Genomic DNA, 18903 nt, shown 5'->3' with positions numbered 1-18903 from the left:
GACGGGAGCGGCGGAACCTGTCCATCGCACTAGGGCCGTCGGTCCCTAACATCACGTAGCGAAGGGCAGCACCATGACCACTACTTCTTACCGCGAGTACGCCATGGATCTGCGAGAGCGGATGCAGAAACTTCGTCGTTCGGACAACGTAAGGGGTACCATGGAGGTCGTTATATTCCGCAATGCCTTTTGCTACAGAAGCTTTGAGGTGGTTGGGAAGGCGTATCGTCGCGACTATCACAGCGGTTCCATCAACACCGAAAGTGAACTGGTGCGGGAGGATGGCCAGGATACCTGCCGGGAAATCGACAGCTTCTTTCTTCTGCCTGAGGTGTACGCCTATTCGGACCGAGCACTTCAGGCGGATAGAAATCCTCTGAAGCACTCACATTGGGATGGCACCCTGGCGCTTATTGAAGTCAAGTACAGCACCGCTGTCACGACCTGGCATCAACGGATGCTTTTTATAGGCTTCTGCGATCCGATCCATGCAGACTTCGCCATAGCCCTTGACAAGGATATATTCAAAGACGGTAGCTCAGGTGGGACGCGCCTTTTTGAGTGGCGACCTGTAGACATCCCGCAGATAAACAGCTTCGCGGATGCTCAACCAGCTCAACCGAAATGCCCCGCTTCTGGATTCTCTACACAAGCCCTTCCGCCGGGGTGCCGGGAATGCTTGAGCTCGTCCGGTGGATCGCGTTCTCAGGCCACGTGCGCGGGTAGGTTCGCAGTCGACGTTGGCGCAGGCGTGATGGATCTCCCGCTCTCGTCGTAGTCGAGTAAACTCTTCAATAGGCAAGGAGTGTCAATCAGTAACATTGACACTCCTTGCCTATTTTGCTGCCACGCTTCCCTCACGCTTCAACGGGCTGCCTCCTTCCTGAGAAAAATCGCCGGGTGTCGGTGATTCGAACCACATGAGGTTTGCTGCGTTTACAATGCCTTTTTCGCATTCTTCTGTCGCGGGATCGTTCAATTGGTTGGACGGTGGGTCTTGCAGGACGGGCTTCCGCCTTACTTCCATTCGCGTAAACTCGGCGACATGCAGGCCCTGGTGGCCGCGTCAACCTAGAACCGAAACGGGCAACCGACGGCAGCATCGCGCTGCCGATCGTACCCGCATGCTTAGTCAGGAGTGAAGATGCCCAAGGTGTTGATCGTATTCCATTCACGCAATGGATCAACGGAAAGCCTCGCCAATGCGATAGCGGAAGGTGCGCGTTCAAATGGTGCAGAAGTCAGGCTGAGGCGCGCCCGGGAGCTGGTGTCGCGGGAGGTCATGGAGTCCGTGCCGGGGTGGGGTGTGGCCGCTGATGCGATGAACGAGAAGTACGAAGCTCCTACGGAGCAGGATGCCGACTGGGCGGACGCGATCGTTTTCGGGACGCCCACCCGGTTCGGATCCGTCTCGTCGGAACTGAAAGCTTACATCGACGGGCTAGGGGGCCTCTGGATGCAGGGCAAGCTTAATGGAAAGGCTGGATCGGTGTTCGGGTCTACTTCCTCCAAGCATGGAGGAAACGAAGCGACGCTGCTGTCGCTGTATGGACCGATGGCCCATCTCGGCCTGATCATCGTCCCTCTCGGCTACTCTGATCCATCCATGTTCGCGGCCGGTACTCCTTACGGCGCGACGCACGTTTCGGCTCGGGACACGGTGGCTCCAGGCGAGGCTGACCTCGCGGTAGCTCGCTACCAAGGCCACCGTGTCGCCCACGTGGCCAGCGCGCTGCTCGAGGCCAGAGCTTCGGCGGAAGATGAGCGGCTTTCGGCCTAAACCAGACAACTAAAAAGAGGTGGAACAATGAATGAGATGATCATCAAAGGCGTTAACAGCCAGACCTTCGTGTCCGCGAATATCCGCCGTACCGAGCACTTCTTTTCCCAATTGCTCGGTCTGCCAGTCGTCAAGAGAACGGTCCACAATCTTGACAGCCGCTTGCCCGTTATCACGTTCGGCTTCGCTGAACATCCTGGCGAAAAAAAGCGGCACGAGACGATCACCTACATTGAATGGAACCCCATCTTCTACATGATGCCTGAAGCCGGTTTCGTCGATCCTCAGCAAGCTGCTGATGGCGTGTCCTCTCCCCGGGCCGGGGATCCGAGGGGTCGCTGGGGCGCTGGTACCAACCACCATCTAGCGCTGCATGTCCCCGACCGAAACGGACTTCTCAAGTGGAAGCGCCGCCTCACTGATCACGGGGTTCACGTAACTGGACCCTACAACCGCCACTATTTCCACGCCATCTACCTCCGCGACCCGGACGGAGCGATCATCGAAATCGCTACCAGCGAGCCCGGCTTTGGCCACGACGAGGCCGTTTTGGGCTCGGGATTTCGCCCGCAACCGAAGGAGAACCTCATCGGGGGACGCGACGAACTCTCGGTGGCGTCAGAAACCTGGCCCGAGCCTGTGGAGACGATCACTCCGCACTTCGCGCTCCGCGGCTTCCATCACATCACCTCAGTTTCCAGCAACGCTGAGCGGACCGAGAAGTTCTTCGTTGAGACGGTCGGGCTGCACTTGATCAAGAAGACAGATTATCTCGATGAGAAGGGCGGCACTCACTTCTACTATGGCTGCGACGACGACCTCTCGCCGGGCTCAGTGCTGACTTTCTTTGGCCTACCGGGCTATAAGCCGGGGAGGCTGGGTACCGGATTGGCTCACCACTTCTCGCTAAATGTCGAAAATGACGCTGCACTTGCGGACCAGCACGAAAGACTGTCCCGTCTCGGCGTAAACGTCTCCCAAATTCAGGCAACTCCCTACGCGCAGCAATTTTACTTCCGTGATCCGGATGGCCACATTTGCGCGCTGTCGACCCCGAGCGAGTTTGCCATTGATGAGGAGCCGGGCCAGTTGGGCAGGAAATTGTGCCTGCCTGAAGACCGGGAGGCCGATCGCACCGCTATTGAACGCCATATAGCGTTCCGCCCAGCTCCAGTGCCAGTCCAAGCCTAAGCCAAGCGATTTGGTTCACTAAGCAGGGGAGAGCCCAGATGAGCGAGATCCGTTTCCTTCCCCAGTCATCGGTGATCTGGGGAAAGGATGTAGTTGCGCCCGCGTTGCGCCAGGTCAGAGAACAATTCACGCAGAAACCGATACTATTCAGCATCCCGGAATTAGTAGACGTACTGGAGGAAACTGTCGCGCCTGGCCTTGGGCAGACATTTTCAAGGTATCTGGATTTCCCTCCGCATGTTCCCGATTTCGCCGTTGAGGCTGCGCTGGGAGCTGCAAAATCTGCAGGAGCGGGTCTGATAGTCGCTTGCGGCGGAGGATCCGTGCTAGACGCCGCCAAGGCCGTCTCGCACGCGCACCACCTGGAAACGGGAAGCTTTCTCCCTATCGTTGCTCTTCCCACCACCCTATCAGGATCGGAATTCTCTCACTACTTCGGGATAACTGAGACGAGTGGAGGGACTAGGTTCAAGCGCAGTTACGCTGTGCGGGACACGACGCCTCGACACGTCATCATTGACCCCGACCTGATGCGGAGAACGCCCAGACCACTCCTTCTCTCGTCCGCCATCAAAGGGATGGACCACGCACTTGAGGGAATGAGGAAAGTGGGAACGGAGCATCCGCATGCGATCCTGGCGGCTCAAGGGGTTCGCAGGTTCCTGTCTGTTCTGGGGAATTGGCCGGAGCAGCTGGAAACGGAAGACGCGTTAGCGAAGGGACTGGTGACGCTAGAAGATATTCTCGCGCTCCAGCTCAGCGCGTGGCACTGCTATTTCTACCCCGCGTCGGTTGTCTACGGCCTTAGCCATCGCATCGGCCACATACTTGGCGGGACTTTCGAGTTGCCCCATAGCATGACCTCCTGTGTCACCCTTGCGCCGGTCATGTCCGCTACGTCAGCGTTCTATGGAAGCAAACTGCGCCCATTCGCGCCGGAAGAGAACGCAGCTGCCCCGGCAGAGTATTTGGCCCGGGTTATAGCCCAGACGGTGAAACATTTAGGCCTGCCTTCCACCCTCAGCGACCTTAGGCTAGCGAGAGAGGCACTGCCCGATGTCGCGTCTCTTCTGCAGGAAAACTACCCTGACGAGGTCCGTGACCTCGGTCCCGGGGCAGAGGAGAAGCTGCTGCCGCTCTTGGAGGCGATGTGGTGAGCGCTGTCGAAAACAACGGTTCGGATGGCCTTCTTCCTGCGGATCGATCCGTTAGTGAACTGCTGCTTTCGCTACGGGAAGGAATGCTCACCGCACGTTGCGCCGCAGAAATGGCGTTCGAGCGCATTCGATCATGCAACGGGAAGATCAATGCCTTCTCGACCCTCTCCAACACCGCACTCGATGAGGCCGACGCCTCGGACGCGCGGCTCCGCTCCGGACGGCAGAGACCCTTGGAGGGACTTCCTATAGCCGTGAAGGATATGATCGACACGCGAGGAATGGAAACGGGGTACGGCTCGGCTGCCTATCTTGGTTACGTCCCGTCTCGTGATGCGGCTGTCGTTGAGCGCCTCCGGCGCGAAGGCGCAGTCGTGGTCGGAAAGACGACAACACATGAATTCGCGTGGGGCGTGACGACGGAGAGCGCGGCGCTGGGCGACACCCTTAATCCTTTCGACGGGTCTCGTACACCTGGCGGCTCAAGCGGAGGCGCGGCCGCGGCTATCGCAGCCGGAGCGGTTCGGGTAGGACTTGGAACGGATACGGGAGGCTCTGTTCGGATTCCAGCTTCGCTCTGCGGCACCGTCGGCTACAAGCCCAGTTACGGAGCCGTCCCCGTGGAAGGTGTCTTTCCGCTTTCCCCATCACTTGACCACGTCGGCATCCTTGGTGTTACGGTTGAGGACGTGAGCATCATCGCGGAGGCATGCGGTATTGACCTCTCCGGGCTTCTCGCAGATGCCAGCCCTTCCTTCGCTTCGGCTCACGAGGACGCGGCCGTGCCAGCGGAGCGTGCAGTTGTATTGGCCTTTCAGGCAGCCTTGGACAAGGTGAGTAGCCGCTACGAACTGCTTCCCGCTCGCGGCGGAGCTGTCACTTCTGAAGCCTATGAAATTTTTGCGTCAACGGTGCGGTTCGAAGCTTCAGCAGTACATCTAATGCGACACGGGGTGGATTTCCTGCGGCGTTACTGCTCGAAGGAGACGGCTGACAGAGTAGCGGCCGCAGAAGGCTTAACACTCTCCTCGTATGCGGCGGTACAGGAGCGCCGGAGGAAACTTAACGCTCGCTTGTTCGGTCTCTTTCAGGACGCAGAATTCCTTTTGCTTCCAACCACCCCATGCATTGCTCCCAAAAGAGGCACAGCTGGCGTGTCCATCGAATGGTGGAATGGTTCTGTGCGGGAAGCGCTTATGGCATACACCTGCGCTTTCAATCTCTCCGGGTGTCCGGCCGTCAGCATCCCGATGCCGCATCCCGCGCTATCCATGCCCGCAGGTCTGCAGATTGTGGGGCGTCCGGGCTCCGATGGCCGCCTTTTGCGGGTCGCGGCCGCAGTGGAAAAGTTACTCTGCCAGGCAAGAACATCAGACCACTAGGAGGACCAATGATGATCAATCACCTCGAGAGCAGGAACTGGCCCGAAGGCACACCTGAAGGGCATACCCCCTATAGCGCATGGCTAAAGGTGGACGAGTTGCATTCCCTTCAGCAGACGGTGGGTGATCATCCGGGGGAATACGGGTTTATCGTCACCGTCCACATCTCCGAGCTGTGTTGGATGTTGATCATTAGGGAGATGGAGATAGCGCAGCAGCAGCTTCGCCAGAACAACGTCCGTGAAGCTGTCCGCACCCTACGGCGGGTCGTGGGGCATCATGCCCCGCTCAATGCGACTTGGAAGTCAATTGCCTGGATGACTCCAGCCGACCTCCTGTCAATGCTTTCAAAGGTTGTGCAGAAACACGGTCAAGACACGGCTCTTCAAGGTTGGACCTACCGGCATATGGTTTACCTGATGGGCATCAAGCAACCGGAGCATCTGAGACATTTCGAGCCGCAGCCTCATCGCATGAGGCAGCTTGAGAAGGTTCTGGCGGAGCCCAGCCTCTACGATGACGTCATCGCCTACCTCGCACGGCGTGGCTTCGCTATTCCCGCCGAAGTCCTCACCAGGAACCCTGCTTCGCCTTCGACCTGTTCCCCCGAAGTGGAGGAGGCATGGAAAGCAGTATATGCTTCGTGCGACCAGGACCTGAAGGATCTCGGTGAGATCCTCGCGGATGTCGCCGAAGAGTTCACCAACTGGAAATACCATCACCTGATGGCTACGCGTCGGACATTCGGCAAGCGAATGGCGTATTTCGGAAGCGAAGGCATCGCGTGGCTGACACCAACGCTGGAAGAACTGCCGTTCCCCGAGCTTTGGAGCGCAAGAACCTCGATTGGTGATCCTCAGTCCGGACAGACTCCGTTGGCATGTCCTCATCATAGATGATTGCAACAAGCGGCTTGGGGCCGCCGGTCTTCAGCCCTTGCGAAGTGATAGCCAAGGGCCGGGGAAGACGTTATCAATGGATCTTCATGTGACGGATCCATTCGATGCTACGACTATATGACAGCCGCCTGTCTGGTAATTCATGGAAGGTCAGGCTTCTTTTAAGCTACCTGGGGACGCCGTTCCAACGGGTGACGCTCGATCTCGAACGCGGCGATACCAGGGAGCCTTCATTCGTCCAGAAGAGCCGATTCTCACGAATTCCGGTGCTGGAACTCGATGATGGGACCACCATCGTCGAGTCTGCAGCAATCTTGCTCTACCTAGCGGAAGGGTCTCCGTTGCTTCCCGACGATCGTCTGCAGCGGGCTGACGTTCATAGCTGGATGTTTTTCGAGCAGGCCGATCTCCAGAAACCCCTTGCCCTTTCGCGGATGTACCGCATCAGGGGACTGGCCGAAGCAAAAGTCGATGACATGGCGCGGATGCTGACGGAGGGCACCGCGGCTCTGGAAAAACTCGACCGCTGTCTAGAGGGTCGCCACTGGCTCGTCGGAGAAAACTACTCCTTAGCCGATTTGGCGGTTTTTCCCTATGTGTCGCTGGCCCACGAAGGTGGATTTGATATGCGGCCATTCCAGAACATTGCCCGTTGGCTCAGCTCCGTGAGGAACCAACCAGGATGGATCGACCTGCTGCAGGATGTGCAGACGTAGAGCCGACCTCCGATAATGTCGGCGTTCGCGATATTGGACGATGCGTGCAATCGTTGCGCCTTTTCATCGAGGCTGGTTCTCGTACTCTCGTGGTGCCGTAAGAGCACAAGAAGGGGAATGAGAATGAACGCAACGATCCAGCATACAGAAACCGATCAGGCCTCCGCTGCGTACTTCGTGGACCGGGTAATGAAAGACCGCACGGCTAAACGAGGTTTCCTCGACAGGGCCGTATCGGTGGACGTCGTTCGGGAGATACTATCGATCGCTCGGTACGCACCCAGCTCCAGCAACACGCAGCCTTGGCGCTGCTATGTTCTCATGGGCCCATCAAGGGATAGGATAACGGAGAAAGCGGTAGAGATATTTCGTGCTGGACCGGAGAAATTAGCGCCGGAGTACCCGTTTTTCCCCCAGCCGCTACACGAACCATACTTGAGCAGGTTCAACACGTTCCGTGGGCAGCTGGGCGACGCCGTGGGGGTACCCCGTAGCGATCGGTATGGGCGCGCAAAGGACGTCGAGCGCCAGTTTCGCTTCTTTAACGCTCCCGTCGGCCTAATCTTCACCATGGACCGTCGGCTGGAGTGGGCAAGCTTTATCTGCTATGGCTGTTTCCTGCAGAACATCATGCTGGCCGCCAAGGCACGAGGTCTCGACACGTGCGCGCAGCAGATCTGGTCTCTCCAGCATCCTTTGCTGAAGGAAGAACTTAGGATTCCCGACACTGACATGGTGGTCGCAGGCATGTCTCTCGGGTACGCCGACAATAGCCGGGCCGAGAACAATATGGCCATAGAAAAGCTTCCGCTGGAAGAAGTCGCAGACTTCGTTCAATAAGGGCGCGGTCAATCGCACCGTCCTGCAGGCTGCCGCAAGGATTGCGAACGATCGCGAGACCTGCAAGATTGGCGTCTGGCAGGAGTCTTGATGCTCGACTTACGTGACATCTACTATTTTGTTCAAATCGTGGATCGAGGCGGGTTCACGGCGGCCGGAAATTTTCTCCGGTTGCCGAAGTCCACACTAAGCCATCGCATGCGTGAACTCGAAGTGAATCTTGGCGTTCGTCTCCTTAACCGGACGTCGCGACAGTTCGGCATGACTGAAGTCGGCACCGAGTTTTACCGTTACGCAACGCAGGTCCTCCGTGAAGCCGATCTGGCGGAACAGGCCGTGCGCCAGCGGGTGTCTGAACCCAGCGGGACAATTCGCATAACTACTGCGGTCGAGATCGCGCAGTTTGCCCTAAAGCACCTCCTTCCAACCTTCCTCAACAAGTATCCTAAGGTGCGGATTGTAGAGATCACGACCGATCGGTTGATAGATATTGTCGGTGAAGGTTTCGATCTCGCCCTACGAGGGCATGTGACGCCACTACAGGATTCCGGATTGGTACAGCGCGCGATCGCGAAAGTGCCATGGTGTCTCTTCGCCAGTCCCGGGTATCTGAAAGACAAGGGTACCCCGATCGCGCCCGAGGATCTGGTCCGACATGAGACGATCTCGATGGTCGGCCGAACCACTGGTGTTTGGAAATTGCAGAACGGTGACGGCACCATGCTCGAGATCGCCGTTGATCCGAGATTTCTCAGCAACAACATGGTGGCGCTGAAGGAAGCGGCCTGTGCCGATCTCGGGATCGCGGCGCTACCGGGCTATATATGTAAGGACGAACTGGCCGACCGCAGGCTAGTTCAGCTCTTGCCGGGCTGGATCACGGCGGACGCCCGAATGTCCGCGGTGATGCCGCACAGAGAAGGACTTCCGCCTGCCGTGCGCGCTCTGGTGGACTTCCTGGCGGCCGAGATACCGAAGATCACGGAGTTCTCGGAAGACGCCGTCCGATGGTAGCAAGCTAGCGTCCCTGCGCGCTGAGCCGTTGTTGCGAAGTCTCTTGACGGCATTCAGGCAATCCAGGTTGGCAATTTATTGTTGTCGAAGCAGGGCCGCGGAGGTGTCGATACGGACGCTCCGATCCATTGGAAACGTTCGGGACGGCCGGACGGTGACGCCTCTCTCCACCTTTGCTGGCAAGTCTGACAGAGGCTGTGACCGGGAACCCTTAGCATCACGCTCAACATTTTCGCATGCCTGCAACTAGCACGGACCAAACCACCGTATAGCTGCCCCGGCAGCAGCAGATGCTTAAATTGCAAGGCGTTACCAGACGAATTGTCCGTGATCACAGAAGCTGGCACGAGCAGCAGCATGCTCAAATCCTGCCGCGCACGAAAGATCACACTGATGACCGCAAGGTTGCCCAGGCGTCGGCTGGAAAGTTGATAGCGCCTGAAAATGGAAGGATGCGAAAATGATGAAGGTAATTAAGGCGAGTCTCTTTGCCGCGTTCCTTAGCGCAACGGCAGGTTCTGTCCTCGCTGCTGACGCAAAGCCCACTGTCGTGCTTGTGCACGGGGCCTTCGCTGACGCTTCGAGCTGGAATGGTGTCATCAGCGAGCTAGAGAAGGACGGCTTTCCCGTGGTGGCCGTGGCAAACCCTCTCCGTAGCGTCAAATTCGACGCCGACTATGTCCGGCGGGTCGTCGCCGGGATTGAAGGTCCGGTTGTTCTGGTCGGGCACTCGTATGGCGGCTCCGTCATCAATGACGCGGCGGTTCCCAAGAGCAATGTCAAAGCTTTGGTTTTCGTGGCGGCTTTCGCTCCGGAACGCGGTGAAACGGCGGCTGAGCTGTCGGGCAAGTTTCCCGGCAGTACCTTAGGCTCGGCGTTGGCCAAGCCAGTCGTTCTGGAAGGAGGCCAAAAAGACCTATACATTGAACAGTCTAGGTTCCACGAGCAGTTCGCCGCTGATGTATCCAATGCCCAGGCCGACCTGATGGCTGCAGCCCAGCGCCCTATAACTGAGGCGGCCCTTTCTGAACCGTCGGTGAGCGCGGCGTGGAAATCAATTCCTTCCTGGTTCGTGTACGGCGACGCCGACAAGAACATTCCCCCAAAGGCGTTAGGTTGGATGGCGGAACGAGCAGGTTCCAAGGGCACCGTCGTGGTGAAAGGCGGCTCGCATGTCGTAATGGTCTCCAACCCCACCACGGTTACCCGTCTGATCGAGGACGCGGCTCGCCGAGATTGAGTTCGCCGGTGCGTGGGCTCATGAGCTTAGCGTCGCACCTGAATGGCAATGTAAGGAGCAGAAGAATGTTCAACGACAGCACGATAAGCCGCCGAAGCTTGGTGCTTGCTGGCGTGGCTGGTGCCGCAGCCGCCTCTCTGCCACTCCCCTTATCGAGAGCCGCTGTAGCGGCCGAAGGTAACGACATGAAGACAAACACCCTCGGGGCCTCGAAACAGGTGAAAGCAGGTGTCCTGGAAGTGGGATACTATGAAATCGGTCCTTCAGACGGACCAACAGCCATCCTCCTGCATGGCTTCCCATACGACATCCAGAGCTATCGCGAGGTTGCGCCACTTTTGGCATCCAAAGGCCTCCGCGTTATCGTACCGCACCTGAGGGGGCATGGTAACACCAGGTTCCTTGACGCAGATATTCCGCGCGCGGGGCAACAAGCCGCTATAGGACGAGACCTCTTGGACTTGGTAGATGCCCTGAAGATCAAGAAGGCGGTATTCGCCGGGTACGACTGGGGCGGAAGGGCAGCGTGCGTTGCCGCGGCTCTATGGCCTGACCGATGCTCAGGCCTCGTTTCCGTCAACGGCTATTTGATCCAGGACATCGCGAAGTCGGCGCAGCCCGCTCCTGCCGGGGTGGAGCGCGGATTCTGGTATCAGTTCTACTTCCAGACTGAGCGGGGCAGGGCGGGGCTGGAGGCGCATAGAAAAGAAATTGCCGAGATCATGTGGCATGACAATTCCCCTACCTGGCGCTTCGACAAGCCAACCTTTGAGCGAAGTGCGGCGTCCTTCGAGAACCCGGACTACGTTGATGTGGTGATCCATTCCTACCGTCATCGTCTGGGTGGCGCTTCGGGCTACCCAGAGTATGCGGAACTGGAACGGCGACTTGCCCAACAACCTGTCATCACCGTGCCGACTGTTACCCTCGACGGTGATTCCGACGGGGTCGTGGCCGCTACCGACGGAACCGCCTCCGCGAACAAGTTCTCTGCTAAAAGAGTTCATCGGGTCGTGAAAGGCGTTGGGCATAACCTGCCCCAGGAAGCGCCACTGGCCTTCGCAGACGCCGTGCTGGAAGTCGCCTCACTAACCTGACGCTGTGTGGATCCCTGGTTTTAGCTGCGGCTTCGGAATGGAGGTGCGCGTTCCGCAGGGGCGACGCAACAGCGGGCCCAGGGTGACCCTGCTGTCGCGCGACCTTGCACCGATCAACGTTGTGGTTGCGCTCTAGGCGGAAGGAAGCCTTTTGCTGAAGAAAGGTCGGGCCACGGGAGAACCGTTTCTCCCGCGACTTTCCATCCGTTGTCCTTCTTCACGAGACGCAATTCATAGAGGGCAGCATCTGCATGTTGGCTCATTCTCCTGTAGAGAAGCGCAGTTGCTTGGTTACCTTGCTCCTCAATGTGGAGGATACGCTTTTCTGTCGACAGTGGTTCCTCTCCAGCGTCTCGGCGGGAACGGAATTCGGCGAACATCTCGGACTTCGAGAAGCGCACCACCTCACCCTCAGCGGTCAGAACGAGAAAGCCGAGATCATCGGTGTAAAGATCGTCCATCTCGTCCATTCGATAGTGGCTGCCCGTGTCCGCGAGCCGATGAATGAACTCTACTATTTCCTGGTTCAATTTGCTCATCTTCTCATCCTTTCACGTGATAGACATGCCGCCGTCGACGTTCAGCTCAATTCCGTTGACGAAACTTCCCGCGTCAGAAGCAAGGAAGAAGGCGGCGTTTGCTAGTTCTTCGGGCGTCCCGAGCCGACCTGCAGGAATGGTGCGTGCTAGCTCCGCCTCAAGGGAGGGCCGGTCTGCGTCGGAGATACCCAACTTGCTGAGGATTGCTGTGTCTGTTGGTCCCGGGCTCAGAATGTTCACACGGATCTTCCGGTCTCTCAGCTCCAATGCCCAGTTGCGGGCGAACGCAGCTATCGCGGCTTTTGTCCCGGCATACAGAGTGTGATTGGGCAGAATTTTCGAGGCGGCAAGCGAACTCGTAATCACAATACTGCCGCCGTCCCTCATAACGGGAAGGATTTCTTGGACCCCGAAAAACACTCCGCGGGTATTCACCGCGAAATGATTGTCGTATTCATCCGGTGTTACTTTATCGGACGTCGTAAGGTTGATGATCCCCGCGTTCGCGATGTAGATGTCAACCGCTCCGAAAAGCTCTCGAACTTTCGACGCCACCGCCGCATGATGTTCCAGATCAGCCACGTCACCTTGAATGCCAAGCGCGCCATGTCCAATCTCCTGAACCGCATTTTCCAGGACATCCTGCCTTCGTGCCGTGATGACAACCTGGGCTCCTTCTCTGGCGAACATGGCGGCGGTAGCTTTGCCTATGCCGCTGTTCCCGCCCGTGATGACCGCAACCTTGTTTTTCAGCTTCTGCATTGCCTTCTTACTCCGTTGTAATGCACGGTAAGTAAGCTGCATGCCCGACCCTCATTAGAACTCCAATTGGCACAGGATCTCGTCCTCCCAGGCTCAAATGACTAACTTACTCACCGAAGCAGCCAACCTGATTGCCTTCGTCAGGACAGTGGAAACTGGGTCTTTCAGCGCCGCGGCAAGACATATGGCGACGACACCCTCGGCAATTTCGAAGAGCGTCGCTCGCATTGAAAGGGTCCTCGGCGTGCGTCTATTCTTGCGTTCGACGCGTGCTCTCGTGCTTACCTCCGACGGGCAGCTGTTTTTCGATCGCGTGGCACCGCTGCTGAGGGAGCTGCAAGCCGCGGGTGATATTGTTGGGGGACAAACCGGGCTTTCCGGTAGACTCAAAATCAGTCTTCCAAGCGAGGTTGCACGCGTCGTGATGGACGCCTTGCTGAAAGACTTCGCCGCGAGTCATCCCGACCTGAGCATCGTCGTCGGAGTAACAGATAGGTTCGTGGACGTTATCCGCGAAGACTACGATGTCGTATTTCGCGTCGGCCGTGTCGCCGAGAGCGAACTGATCGCAAGAAAGTTATCCAAGATGGAGATGGTGCTCGTCGCGGCTCCATCGCTTTTGGAGCGTTATGGCAATCCGGTGAACATCGAAGACCTAGCTAAGTTGCCCTTTGCAAAATACTACGTCCCGGGCCGACCATTCGAAGTCCTGTTCTCGAACGGTAGCAGGATTGCACCGGGCGGTCCGATTGAGTGTGATTCCGGATTTGGCCTGCAGGCTGCCGCCTTGCATGGTATAGGCGTCGCACATCTCATGAAGTTCGTGGTGGCGAACGATATTGAAGCTGGCCGTCTGGTGCAGCTGCTTCCCGAGCTGGAGCTGCCCTCCCTTCCGCTCAACGCGTTGCACGGGTTTCGTCGTTCCGTACCGCTAAGGGTGCGGGCAATGTGCGATTTCATTGCCAACGAAATCAATAACATCTCCCCTCAATGATGCGTACGTTACGGGTGATCTCGGAGACGGTCCTCTCCTCCTTGGGAAGCTGAGAACCAACAATCCGCCATTCACGTGGCACAGGTATACCTAGGTTTCCCTCGACAGCCCCGGGCCAATGGATTGTTCTTCACCGCGTCTTGTCGGCGAAAGGAGAGAACATGTCAGTCCAGGCAAAATATAAGACCAGAGCGACAGCAACCGGAGGAGGGCGCGACGGTAAAACCGCGCTCGCCGACGGTACGCTCGAACTGCAGCTTGTCGTTCCGAGAGAGCTTGGCGGATCGGGCGGAGACGGCGCGAACCCAGAAAAGCTCTTCGCACTCGGTTACTCCGCCTGCTTCCTTGGCGCATTGCGGGTTGGCGCATCGCAGCTGAAGTCAAAGGTTCCCGAGGGCTCGACGGTCTCCGCCACCATTGGAATTGGTCCACGCTCTGAAGGAGGTTTCGGTATCACGGCAGCGCTTGACGTTTATCTCCCCGGTATGAGCGAACCAGACGCCAAGCATCTTGTCGAGGTCACGCATGGGATCTGCCCTTATTCGAACGCTATCAAAGCAAGCGTTGATGTCGACTTCACCATCCGGACCTGATCGTGTCCAGCAACGCTCCATTTTGGAGTCGCGGCCGTCCTCGTGACGGCCGTTTGGTTTAGGGCTGTCAGCGCAAAGAATTTGGAGGGATACGGAATTCGGCAAGTTCGCCAAATCAACCTAAACGAGGGTTTACCTTGAGAAATCGCCAGGAATTCTGTTCATCGAGTCTACGAGAGCGGAGGCGGCGATGTCTGCGACAGAACCTAACAAACACAGTTCAGCCATTTCTTTCCGAGGGGCAGTGGCAGCCATTGTTTGCAGTGGCATCGAATTCTACGATGTAACGCTATTTGGGATTTACGCATTCGCGATCGGTCGTACGTTTTTCCCGAACTCTAATCCCCAGCTCGAAGTGCTTGCCGCTGTTGCGGTTTTTGGTGCCGGGTTCATTACCAGACCCTTCGGAAGTGTGATAATTGGTGCCTATGCCGACAGAAGGGGAAGGCGCTCGGCTCTCGTACTGACCGCGACCTTGATGGCCGCCGCCACCCTGATCATAGCCTTGATGCCGAGCTACGGACAGATCGGCATTTTCGCTTCGGTCGCAGTGGTGATCGCCCGTCTGACACAGGGCTTTGCCTTTGGCGGGGAAGTCGGTCCTTCGACCGCGCTCGTCTACGAGCTCGCTCCCTTGAACCGGCGCGGCGTCTACGCTAGCTGGCAACCGGCCATTCAAGGATTGGCGACGATGTTTGCGGGGGCATTCGGCTTAGCACTCAGCGCTTTTATGCCCCCGGGATCTCTTGTCGATTGGGGCTGGCGGCTTCCCTTTCTAATAGGTTCCGCTGTGTTGCTGATCGCTCTGGTCCTCCGCCGGAGGATGCCCGAAACACTGTCTGCTGCTGACCGTCACGATAAACGGAAGATCGCCCAAGAGATGATTGGTTTGGTGGCGGGGTATCCGAAGGTCCTGGTAGCTATAGTAACCCAGATCGCTTTCGGTACGATTGCCGTCTACGTATGCGCCTACATGAACACATACATTCTCACCGCCCTCAAAATGCCCGCGCAGATGTCCTTTCTGGCAACATGCCTAGTCGGCGTCTTCATCTGCATCGGCTCGGTGGCGGGTGGAGTCCTCGCTGATGTTCATGGTTCGCGCTCTGTCATCTACATATCTCGCGCCATCCTATTGATAACGGTCTATCCGCTTTTCTGGGCCGCAGAGGGGTCTCTTTATGGTGTCATCCTCCTAAGCACCGCCCTCCCGTTCCTGTCGATGTTAAGTGGGGGAGCTAGCTTCGGTGCGATGATGGCTGCGTTGCCCGTTGCCGTGAGAAGTACCGGGCTGTCGATAAGCTATGCGGTGGTTGTCTGCGTATTCGGAGCGTCGCTGCAGTTCGTCCTGACAATGCTGATTTCGAAGACTGGGGATGCTCTCGTTCCTGCGTACATCATGATGCTGACAACGGTTGTGGGAATGCTAGGGGTACCGTGGCTGGAGGCCAACAACACATCGCGCGGTGGAGCGATATCTCCGGCTTGAACCGAGATTTTCGCTATCGCTGGAACCTTGCGATCCGCACTCTCAGCTGTTTGCGCCAGGACCTGGGCAAGAGGCTAGCATTTTGTGTGACGCCACTCTCTTAGAGCTCGGACGGCTTCCTGAATGATACCCCGGTTCTCGGTGGAGCGATGAGTCGGAAAAACCACTCGCCGAGCCTCTCCTGGTTCGAGCTTGAGCATTCTCCTCCGCCAAGTGGATGGCCTTCCAGCTCGCAGCTCAGCTTTACGAAATCCGATCCCCAACTTGGCAACCTTAACGTCGCGGAAGCCGGATTGATGATTTTCACCGCGAGAATGCTGTTCGTACATACTGCCCCGGCCTCATTGCGCGCGAGGCGGACCTCTGCACCCGACATATACTGTAGGAAATAATCCGGCCGAATGACGCCTGGGACAGAATACCAAGCTGCGCGGGTCCGGCACTTATACCGAGCTCGAGCGATAAGACCGCGGTCACTGTCCAGATATTTCACAACGGAGTCCGGCACGGGGCCCGCTGAGAGACTAAGCAGGAGGCATTGCTCGTCGTTAATCATCCATTCGTTGATGGTGCCATCTTTTACTACGTCCGTCTGGAGATATTCGCCTCTCCGTACGGTCGGAAGCAGATACTCGCTGGGAATGCCAAACGAACGCGCGGAGGTTGGGGACAGGTGAAAGAAGTCGTTGTCTCCGCTGATATAACCAATGCCGATCTTCGCGAAGTCCCCGAAACGCTCCGTGCCTGAACGCAGGCTATATTCCTGGTAGAGCGCCCGGCAGTGACGCGATATTAGAAAGGGCCGCAAGCGACCCTGCCAATTGATTTCAAGGTCACGCCAACTTACCCTCTCGTCGGAAGGTGGCGGACGATCGCATTGCTCAAAGCTGCTGAGTTTGGCGAACTCGATGTGGGTTGTCCGCTCGCCAAAGCCGTCGCAGTAGAGAAGCCAGCAATCCTCGGACAATTTAGGGAAAAGCTTTCTTTGTACGGCGACAACGTTAACGGTCCGGAAGTGCTCGACAAGATACTGCAAAATTGGCTTAGCGTAGGGGGCGTGACCTATTTCGGCGGGAACGACGAAAGCCATTCGCCCTCCGACCTCAAGGAGACTGGCTGTTACAACCAGGAAGGCAGCCCAGGCCGAACTTAGACCGCCAAGCTTCACGCCTTGCGCCGCGCAAATGTTCTCGGCGGCAATTTTTGTTTTTCCCTTGAACTTTTGGAAGCGAATACAAGGCGGGTTCCCCGCTGCGCAAGGAAACCGTTCCTTGGTGTCCAGAGCCCACTGGAAAAAATCGGTGTTGTCGATTGTGGCGGTTGGTGCTCGCTCCCGAGCAAGCAATGCCGCGAACGGGTCGTGTTCAATGCCCCTCGAATTCGGATGATGTCGGACTATTGCACCGTCACCACAAGACGGATCGAGCAGACGATCGCCGGGGTCGTAGACAACCCAGCGGACGAGGGATTGGGCTACATGCTCCGGGGTAAAGAATTGACCTAAAGGTTCGGCTTGAACGCCGTCCAGAGAGACAAATTTCATGGGGAATTAGGGCAGCCCGACGAGCTTGTCGTAGCTGAAGTTGCCGATAGTCAATTGTGGGCTGAAATGTTGGAGCGCGACAAGAGCCAACGAACGTCTGAAGGAAAATTTTCCTTTTGCTCGTCCAAGACCTGCTTATAGAGGACCCGTTCCGAACGCATCTACCTCAACATGACGTTCGCAAATCTACAGACTGGCAGTCACACGCGGCCAATGTTGGCGGCCCCGATGATCTAAAAGCGTCGGGCTCGTCGTAAGCGATGGACTGGTTTATATGGAATTCTATTGCTGCTCCTATGAAAACGTTCTTGGGAAAAATTCCATCGTCGCAATAAATTATGAGTGGAAATACTGGGGTCCAATAATGAAGATTATTGGACGTTAGGCGGTGTAGATGGGGCTATATGTAACTTTTGAACTTAGTCGCATCTAGCTTCCATTGCCAATGTGCTCGTCCAGGATTAGAGCCGTGCTGGGATAGCCCGGGTCCGCGTGACAATCGCAAGCCCGCGGTGCAGGCGAGAGACATCTATATCCCAGACCTCCACATTGATACTCAGCAGGTGAAACTATGGAACTTCCATTGAGAAGGGCGACGATGTCGCGCTTGTTCGCAGCTACAGAGTCTCTTGCGAAGATTGTAAGTTATTTCGGCATCGACGTGCGGCGGACGGCGTATATAGAGCCTTCTGGATTCAATAGATTCCCAAATTTCGAACCCCCGTTAACTGTATGATGTTATGGCGAAAACGCCGTGGCCGAATCCGGAAGTCCACTAACTTTTGAAAGAAGTCCACTAACTTTTCACGGCGCGTGGCATCGAAAACAGTGTATCCCTCCGCCGAAGGCCGTCTGCCCTGACTTGCTGATTGGCGTTAAGTCCATGGCTTATGTCATGCGCTACAATCATTTCCCCGATTGAGGTTTTGTCCGCCGATGATCTTGGTCGCCGGCGGGATTGGTCGGACGAAGAGAAGGTCCGGATCGTCGAGGAGAGCCTTCAAGGCTTTCGGCAGGGCTCAGTGACGGCGCGGCGATATGGACTGTCGCGGTCATTGTTGACCCGCTGGCGTCGGGAATATCGTAGTGGCCTTCTGAGCGGTTCCGCTCCAACGGGCTTCGTGCCAGTTACGATTTCGACACCGATGGCCGCATCATGCGAGGTGGCCTCACCGCCACCGCCTGAAGACGCCAAGACGATCGAGATCGGGCTGCCGAACGGGCGGCGGCTGACGATTCCGGCCTCGCTTGATCCGACGATCCTCGCGCGCCTGCTGCCGGTTCTGGACGCGCCATGATCGCCTTTCCGGCCGGGGTGAAAGTATGGATCGCGGGCGGCGTGACGGATATGCGTTGCGGTATGAACAGCCTGGCGCTGAAGGTTCAGCAAGGTCTTGGCCGCGATCCTCATGGCGGCGAAGTCTTCTGCTTCCGAGGCCGCAAGGGTGACCTGATCAAGGTCCTGTGGCATGACGGCGTCGGCATGTCGCTCTACATAAAGCGCCTTGAGGCGGGCAAGTTCATCTGGCCGGTCAGCGAGAATGGCTCCGCCGTGCCGGTCTCGGCGGCGCAGTTGGGATATCTCCTGGAAGGGATCGATTGGCGCAATCCCCGCTGGACGCAACGGCCTGCAGCGGCAGGCTGATCTCTATCATTCCTCTGTTTTT

19 protein-coding genes are annotated in these 18903 nt (G+C 57.3%); 16 read left to right on the top strand and 3 right to left on the bottom strand.

Annotated elements, in window-relative coordinates:
* Positions 1–73: 73 nt before the first annotated feature.
* The 11 genes from ACZ5TO_RS09570 (at position 74) to ACZ5TO_RS09520 (ending at position 11316) form a co-directional block, all read left to right on the top strand.
* A complete protein-coding gene (locus ACZ5TO_RS09570) occupies positions 74–778 on the top strand; it encodes a hypothetical protein (RefSeq protein ID WP_464797897.1) in 705 nt (234 codons plus the stop codon).
* Between the two features lie 366 nt (positions 779–1144).
* Entirely contained in the window at positions 1145–1780 is a 636-nt protein-coding gene (wrbA, locus tag ACZ5TO_RS09565) for an NAD(P)H:quinone oxidoreductase (protein WP_464797896.1), read from the top strand.
* A 27-nt stretch (positions 1781–1807) separates the two neighbouring features.
* Positions 1808–2971 carry a VOC family protein gene (locus ACZ5TO_RS09560; protein WP_464797895.1) on the top strand — a complete coding sequence of 388 codons (1164 nt, stop codon included), beginning with the start codon at positions 1808–1810 and terminating at the stop codon, positions 2969–2971.
* Between the two features lie 38 nt (positions 2972–3009).
* Positions 3010–4128 (top strand): iron-containing alcohol dehydrogenase, encoded by a 1119-nt coding sequence (locus ACZ5TO_RS09555; RefSeq protein WP_464797894.1) that lies wholly within the window; start codon positions 3010–3012, stop codon positions 4126–4128.
* Positions 4125–5510 carry an amidase gene (locus tag ACZ5TO_RS09550; protein ID WP_464797893.1) on the top strand — a complete coding sequence of 462 codons (1386 nt, stop codon included), beginning with the start codon at positions 4125–4127 and terminating at the stop codon, positions 5508–5510. The genes ACZ5TO_RS09555 and ACZ5TO_RS09550 overlap by 4 nt, the downstream gene beginning before the upstream one ends.
* An 8-nt stretch (positions 5511–5518) precedes the next feature.
* Complete coding sequence (locus tag ACZ5TO_RS09545; protein ID WP_464797892.1) at positions 5519–6409, top strand: tryptophan 2,3-dioxygenase; 891 nt, start codon at positions 5519–5521, stop codon at positions 6407–6409.
* Between the two features lie 104 nt (positions 6410–6513).
* A complete protein-coding gene (locus ACZ5TO_RS09540; RefSeq protein WP_464797891.1) occupies positions 6514–7125 on the top strand; it encodes a glutathione S-transferase family protein in 612 nt (203 codons plus the stop codon).
* 123 nt (positions 7126–7248) lie between these two features.
* A complete protein-coding gene (locus ACZ5TO_RS09535) occupies positions 7249–7965 on the top strand; it encodes a nitroreductase (RefSeq protein ID WP_464797890.1) in 717 nt (238 codons plus the stop codon).
* Between the two features lie 90 nt (positions 7966–8055).
* Complete coding sequence (locus tag ACZ5TO_RS09530) at positions 8056–8979, top strand: LysR substrate-binding domain-containing protein (protein WP_464797889.1); 924 nt, start codon at positions 8056–8058, stop codon at positions 8977–8979.
* A gap of 460 nt (positions 8980–9439) precedes the next feature.
* The gene (locus tag ACZ5TO_RS09525; RefSeq protein ID WP_464797888.1) at positions 9440–10219 is read left to right on the top strand and encodes an alpha/beta fold hydrolase; all 780 of its coding nucleotides are present in this window, start codon (positions 9440–9442) and stop codon (positions 10217–10219) included.
* Between the two features lie 65 nt (positions 10220–10284).
* Positions 10285–11316, top strand: coding sequence for an alpha/beta fold hydrolase (locus tag ACZ5TO_RS09520; protein WP_464797887.1), 1032 nt, complete (start codon positions 10285–10287; stop codon positions 11314–11316).
* Between the two features lie 113 nt (positions 11317–11429).
* Here the strand turns inward: ACZ5TO_RS09520 and ACZ5TO_RS09515 are convergent, their stop codons facing one another.
* Positions 11430–11855 carry a nuclear transport factor 2 family protein gene (locus tag ACZ5TO_RS09515; RefSeq protein ID WP_464797886.1) on the bottom strand — a complete coding sequence of 142 codons (426 nt, stop codon included), beginning with the start codon at positions 11853–11855 and terminating at the stop codon, positions 11430–11432.
* A 12-nt stretch (positions 11856–11867) separates the two neighbouring features.
* Positions 11868–12617, bottom strand: a complete 750-nt coding sequence (locus ACZ5TO_RS09510; RefSeq protein WP_464797885.1) for an SDR family NAD(P)-dependent oxidoreductase — start codon at positions 12615–12617, stop codon at positions 11868–11870.
* A gap of 184 nt (positions 12618–12801) precedes the next feature.
* On the opposite strand from ACZ5TO_RS09510, the gene ACZ5TO_RS09505 reads away from it, so the two are divergent.
* The 3 genes from ACZ5TO_RS09505 to ACZ5TO_RS09495 all read left to right on the top strand — a co-directional run bounded on the left by ACZ5TO_RS09505 (position 12802) and on the right by ACZ5TO_RS09495 (position 15693).
* Positions 12802–13611, top strand: coding sequence for a substrate binding domain-containing protein (locus ACZ5TO_RS09505; RefSeq protein ID WP_464797884.1), 810 nt, complete (start codon positions 12802–12804; stop codon positions 13609–13611).
* Between the two features lie 161 nt (positions 13612–13772).
* The gene (locus ACZ5TO_RS09500; protein WP_464797883.1) at positions 13773–14204 is read left to right on the top strand and encodes an organic hydroperoxide resistance protein; all 432 of its coding nucleotides are present in this window, start codon (positions 13773–13775) and stop codon (positions 14202–14204) included.
* 190 nt (positions 14205–14394) lie between these two features.
* A complete protein-coding gene (locus tag ACZ5TO_RS09495; protein WP_464797882.1) occupies positions 14395–15693 on the top strand; it encodes an MFS transporter in 1299 nt (432 codons plus the stop codon).
* 100 nt (positions 15694–15793) lie between these two features.
* Here the strand turns inward: ACZ5TO_RS09495 and ACZ5TO_RS09490 are convergent, their stop codons facing one another.
* Complete coding sequence (locus ACZ5TO_RS09490) at positions 15794–17236, bottom strand: DNA methyltransferase family protein (protein WP_464797881.1); 1443 nt, start codon at positions 17234–17236, stop codon at positions 15794–15796.
* Positions 17237–18162: 926 nt separating this feature from the next.
* Here ACZ5TO_RS09490 and tnpA point away from each other — a divergent pair.
* Positions 18163–18534, top strand: coding sequence for an IS66-like element accessory protein TnpA (gene tnpA, locus ACZ5TO_RS09485; RefSeq protein WP_464797880.1), 372 nt, complete (start codon positions 18163–18165; stop codon positions 18532–18534).
* The gene (tnpB, locus tag ACZ5TO_RS09480) at positions 18531–18881 is read left to right on the top strand and encodes an IS66 family insertion sequence element accessory protein TnpB (protein ID WP_064334793.1); all 351 of its coding nucleotides are present in this window, start codon (positions 18531–18533) and stop codon (positions 18879–18881) included. Before tnpA ends, tnpB begins: the two co-directional genes overlap by 4 nt.
* Positions 18882–18903 lie beyond the last annotated feature (22 nt).

This window comes from Shinella sp. Sh6, from assembly GCF_055392685.1.
This window is presented reverse-complemented; position numbering and strand designations above follow the sequence as displayed.

Coding starts and splice junctions, on each gene's coding strand:
- ACZ5TO_RS09555 (WP_464797894.1), top strand. CDS start 3,010: ATGAGCGAGATCCGTTTCCTTCCCCAGTCATCGGTGATCTGGGGAAAG.
- wrbA (WP_464797896.1), top strand. CDS start 1,145: ATGCCCAAGGTGTTGATCGTATTCCATTCACGCAATGGATCAACGGAA.
- ACZ5TO_RS09495 (WP_464797882.1), top strand. CDS start 14,395: ATGTCTGCGACAGAACCTAACAAACACAGTTCAGCCATTTCTTTCCGA.
- ACZ5TO_RS09560 (WP_464797895.1), top strand. CDS start 1,808: ATGAATGAGATGATCATCAAAGGCGTTAACAGCCAGACCTTCGTGTCC.
- ACZ5TO_RS09520 (WP_464797887.1), top strand. CDS start 10,285: ATGTTCAACGACAGCACGATAAGCCGCCGAAGCTTGGTGCTTGCTGGC.
- ACZ5TO_RS09525 (WP_464797888.1), top strand. CDS start 9,440: ATGATGAAGGTAATTAAGGCGAGTCTCTTTGCCGCGTTCCTTAGCGCA.
- ACZ5TO_RS09500 (WP_464797883.1), top strand. CDS start 13,773: ATGTCAGTCCAGGCAAAATATAAGACCAGAGCGACAGCAACCGGAGGA.
- ACZ5TO_RS09510 (WP_464797885.1), bottom strand. CDS start 12,617: ATGCAGAAGCTGAAAAACAAGGTTGCGGTCATCACGGGCGGGAACAGC.
- tnpB (WP_064334793.1), top strand. CDS start 18,531: ATGATCGCCTTTCCGGCCGGGGTGAAAGTATGGATCGCGGGCGGCGTG.
- ACZ5TO_RS09540 (WP_464797891.1), top strand. CDS start 6,514: ATGCTACGACTATATGACAGCCGCCTGTCTGGTAATTCATGGAAGGTC.
- ACZ5TO_RS09535 (WP_464797890.1), top strand. CDS start 7,249: ATGAACGCAACGATCCAGCATACAGAAACCGATCAGGCCTCCGCTGCG.
- ACZ5TO_RS09570 (WP_464797897.1), top strand. CDS start 74: ATGACCACTACTTCTTACCGCGAGTACGCCATGGATCTGCGAGAGCGG.
- ACZ5TO_RS09490 (WP_464797881.1), bottom strand. CDS start 17,236: ATGAAATTTGTCTCTCTGGACGGCGTTCAAGCCGAACCTTTAGGTCAA.
- ACZ5TO_RS09530 (WP_464797889.1), top strand. CDS start 8,056: ATGCTCGACTTACGTGACATCTACTATTTTGTTCAAATCGTGGATCGA.
- ACZ5TO_RS09515 (WP_464797886.1), bottom strand. CDS start 11,855: ATGAGCAAATTGAACCAGGAAATAGTAGAGTTCATTCATCGGCTCGCG.
- ACZ5TO_RS09545 (WP_464797892.1), top strand. CDS start 5,519: ATGATGATCAATCACCTCGAGAGCAGGAACTGGCCCGAAGGCACACCT.
- ACZ5TO_RS09505 (WP_464797884.1), top strand. CDS start 12,802: ATGGCGACGACACCCTCGGCAATTTCGAAGAGCGTCGCTCGCATTGAA.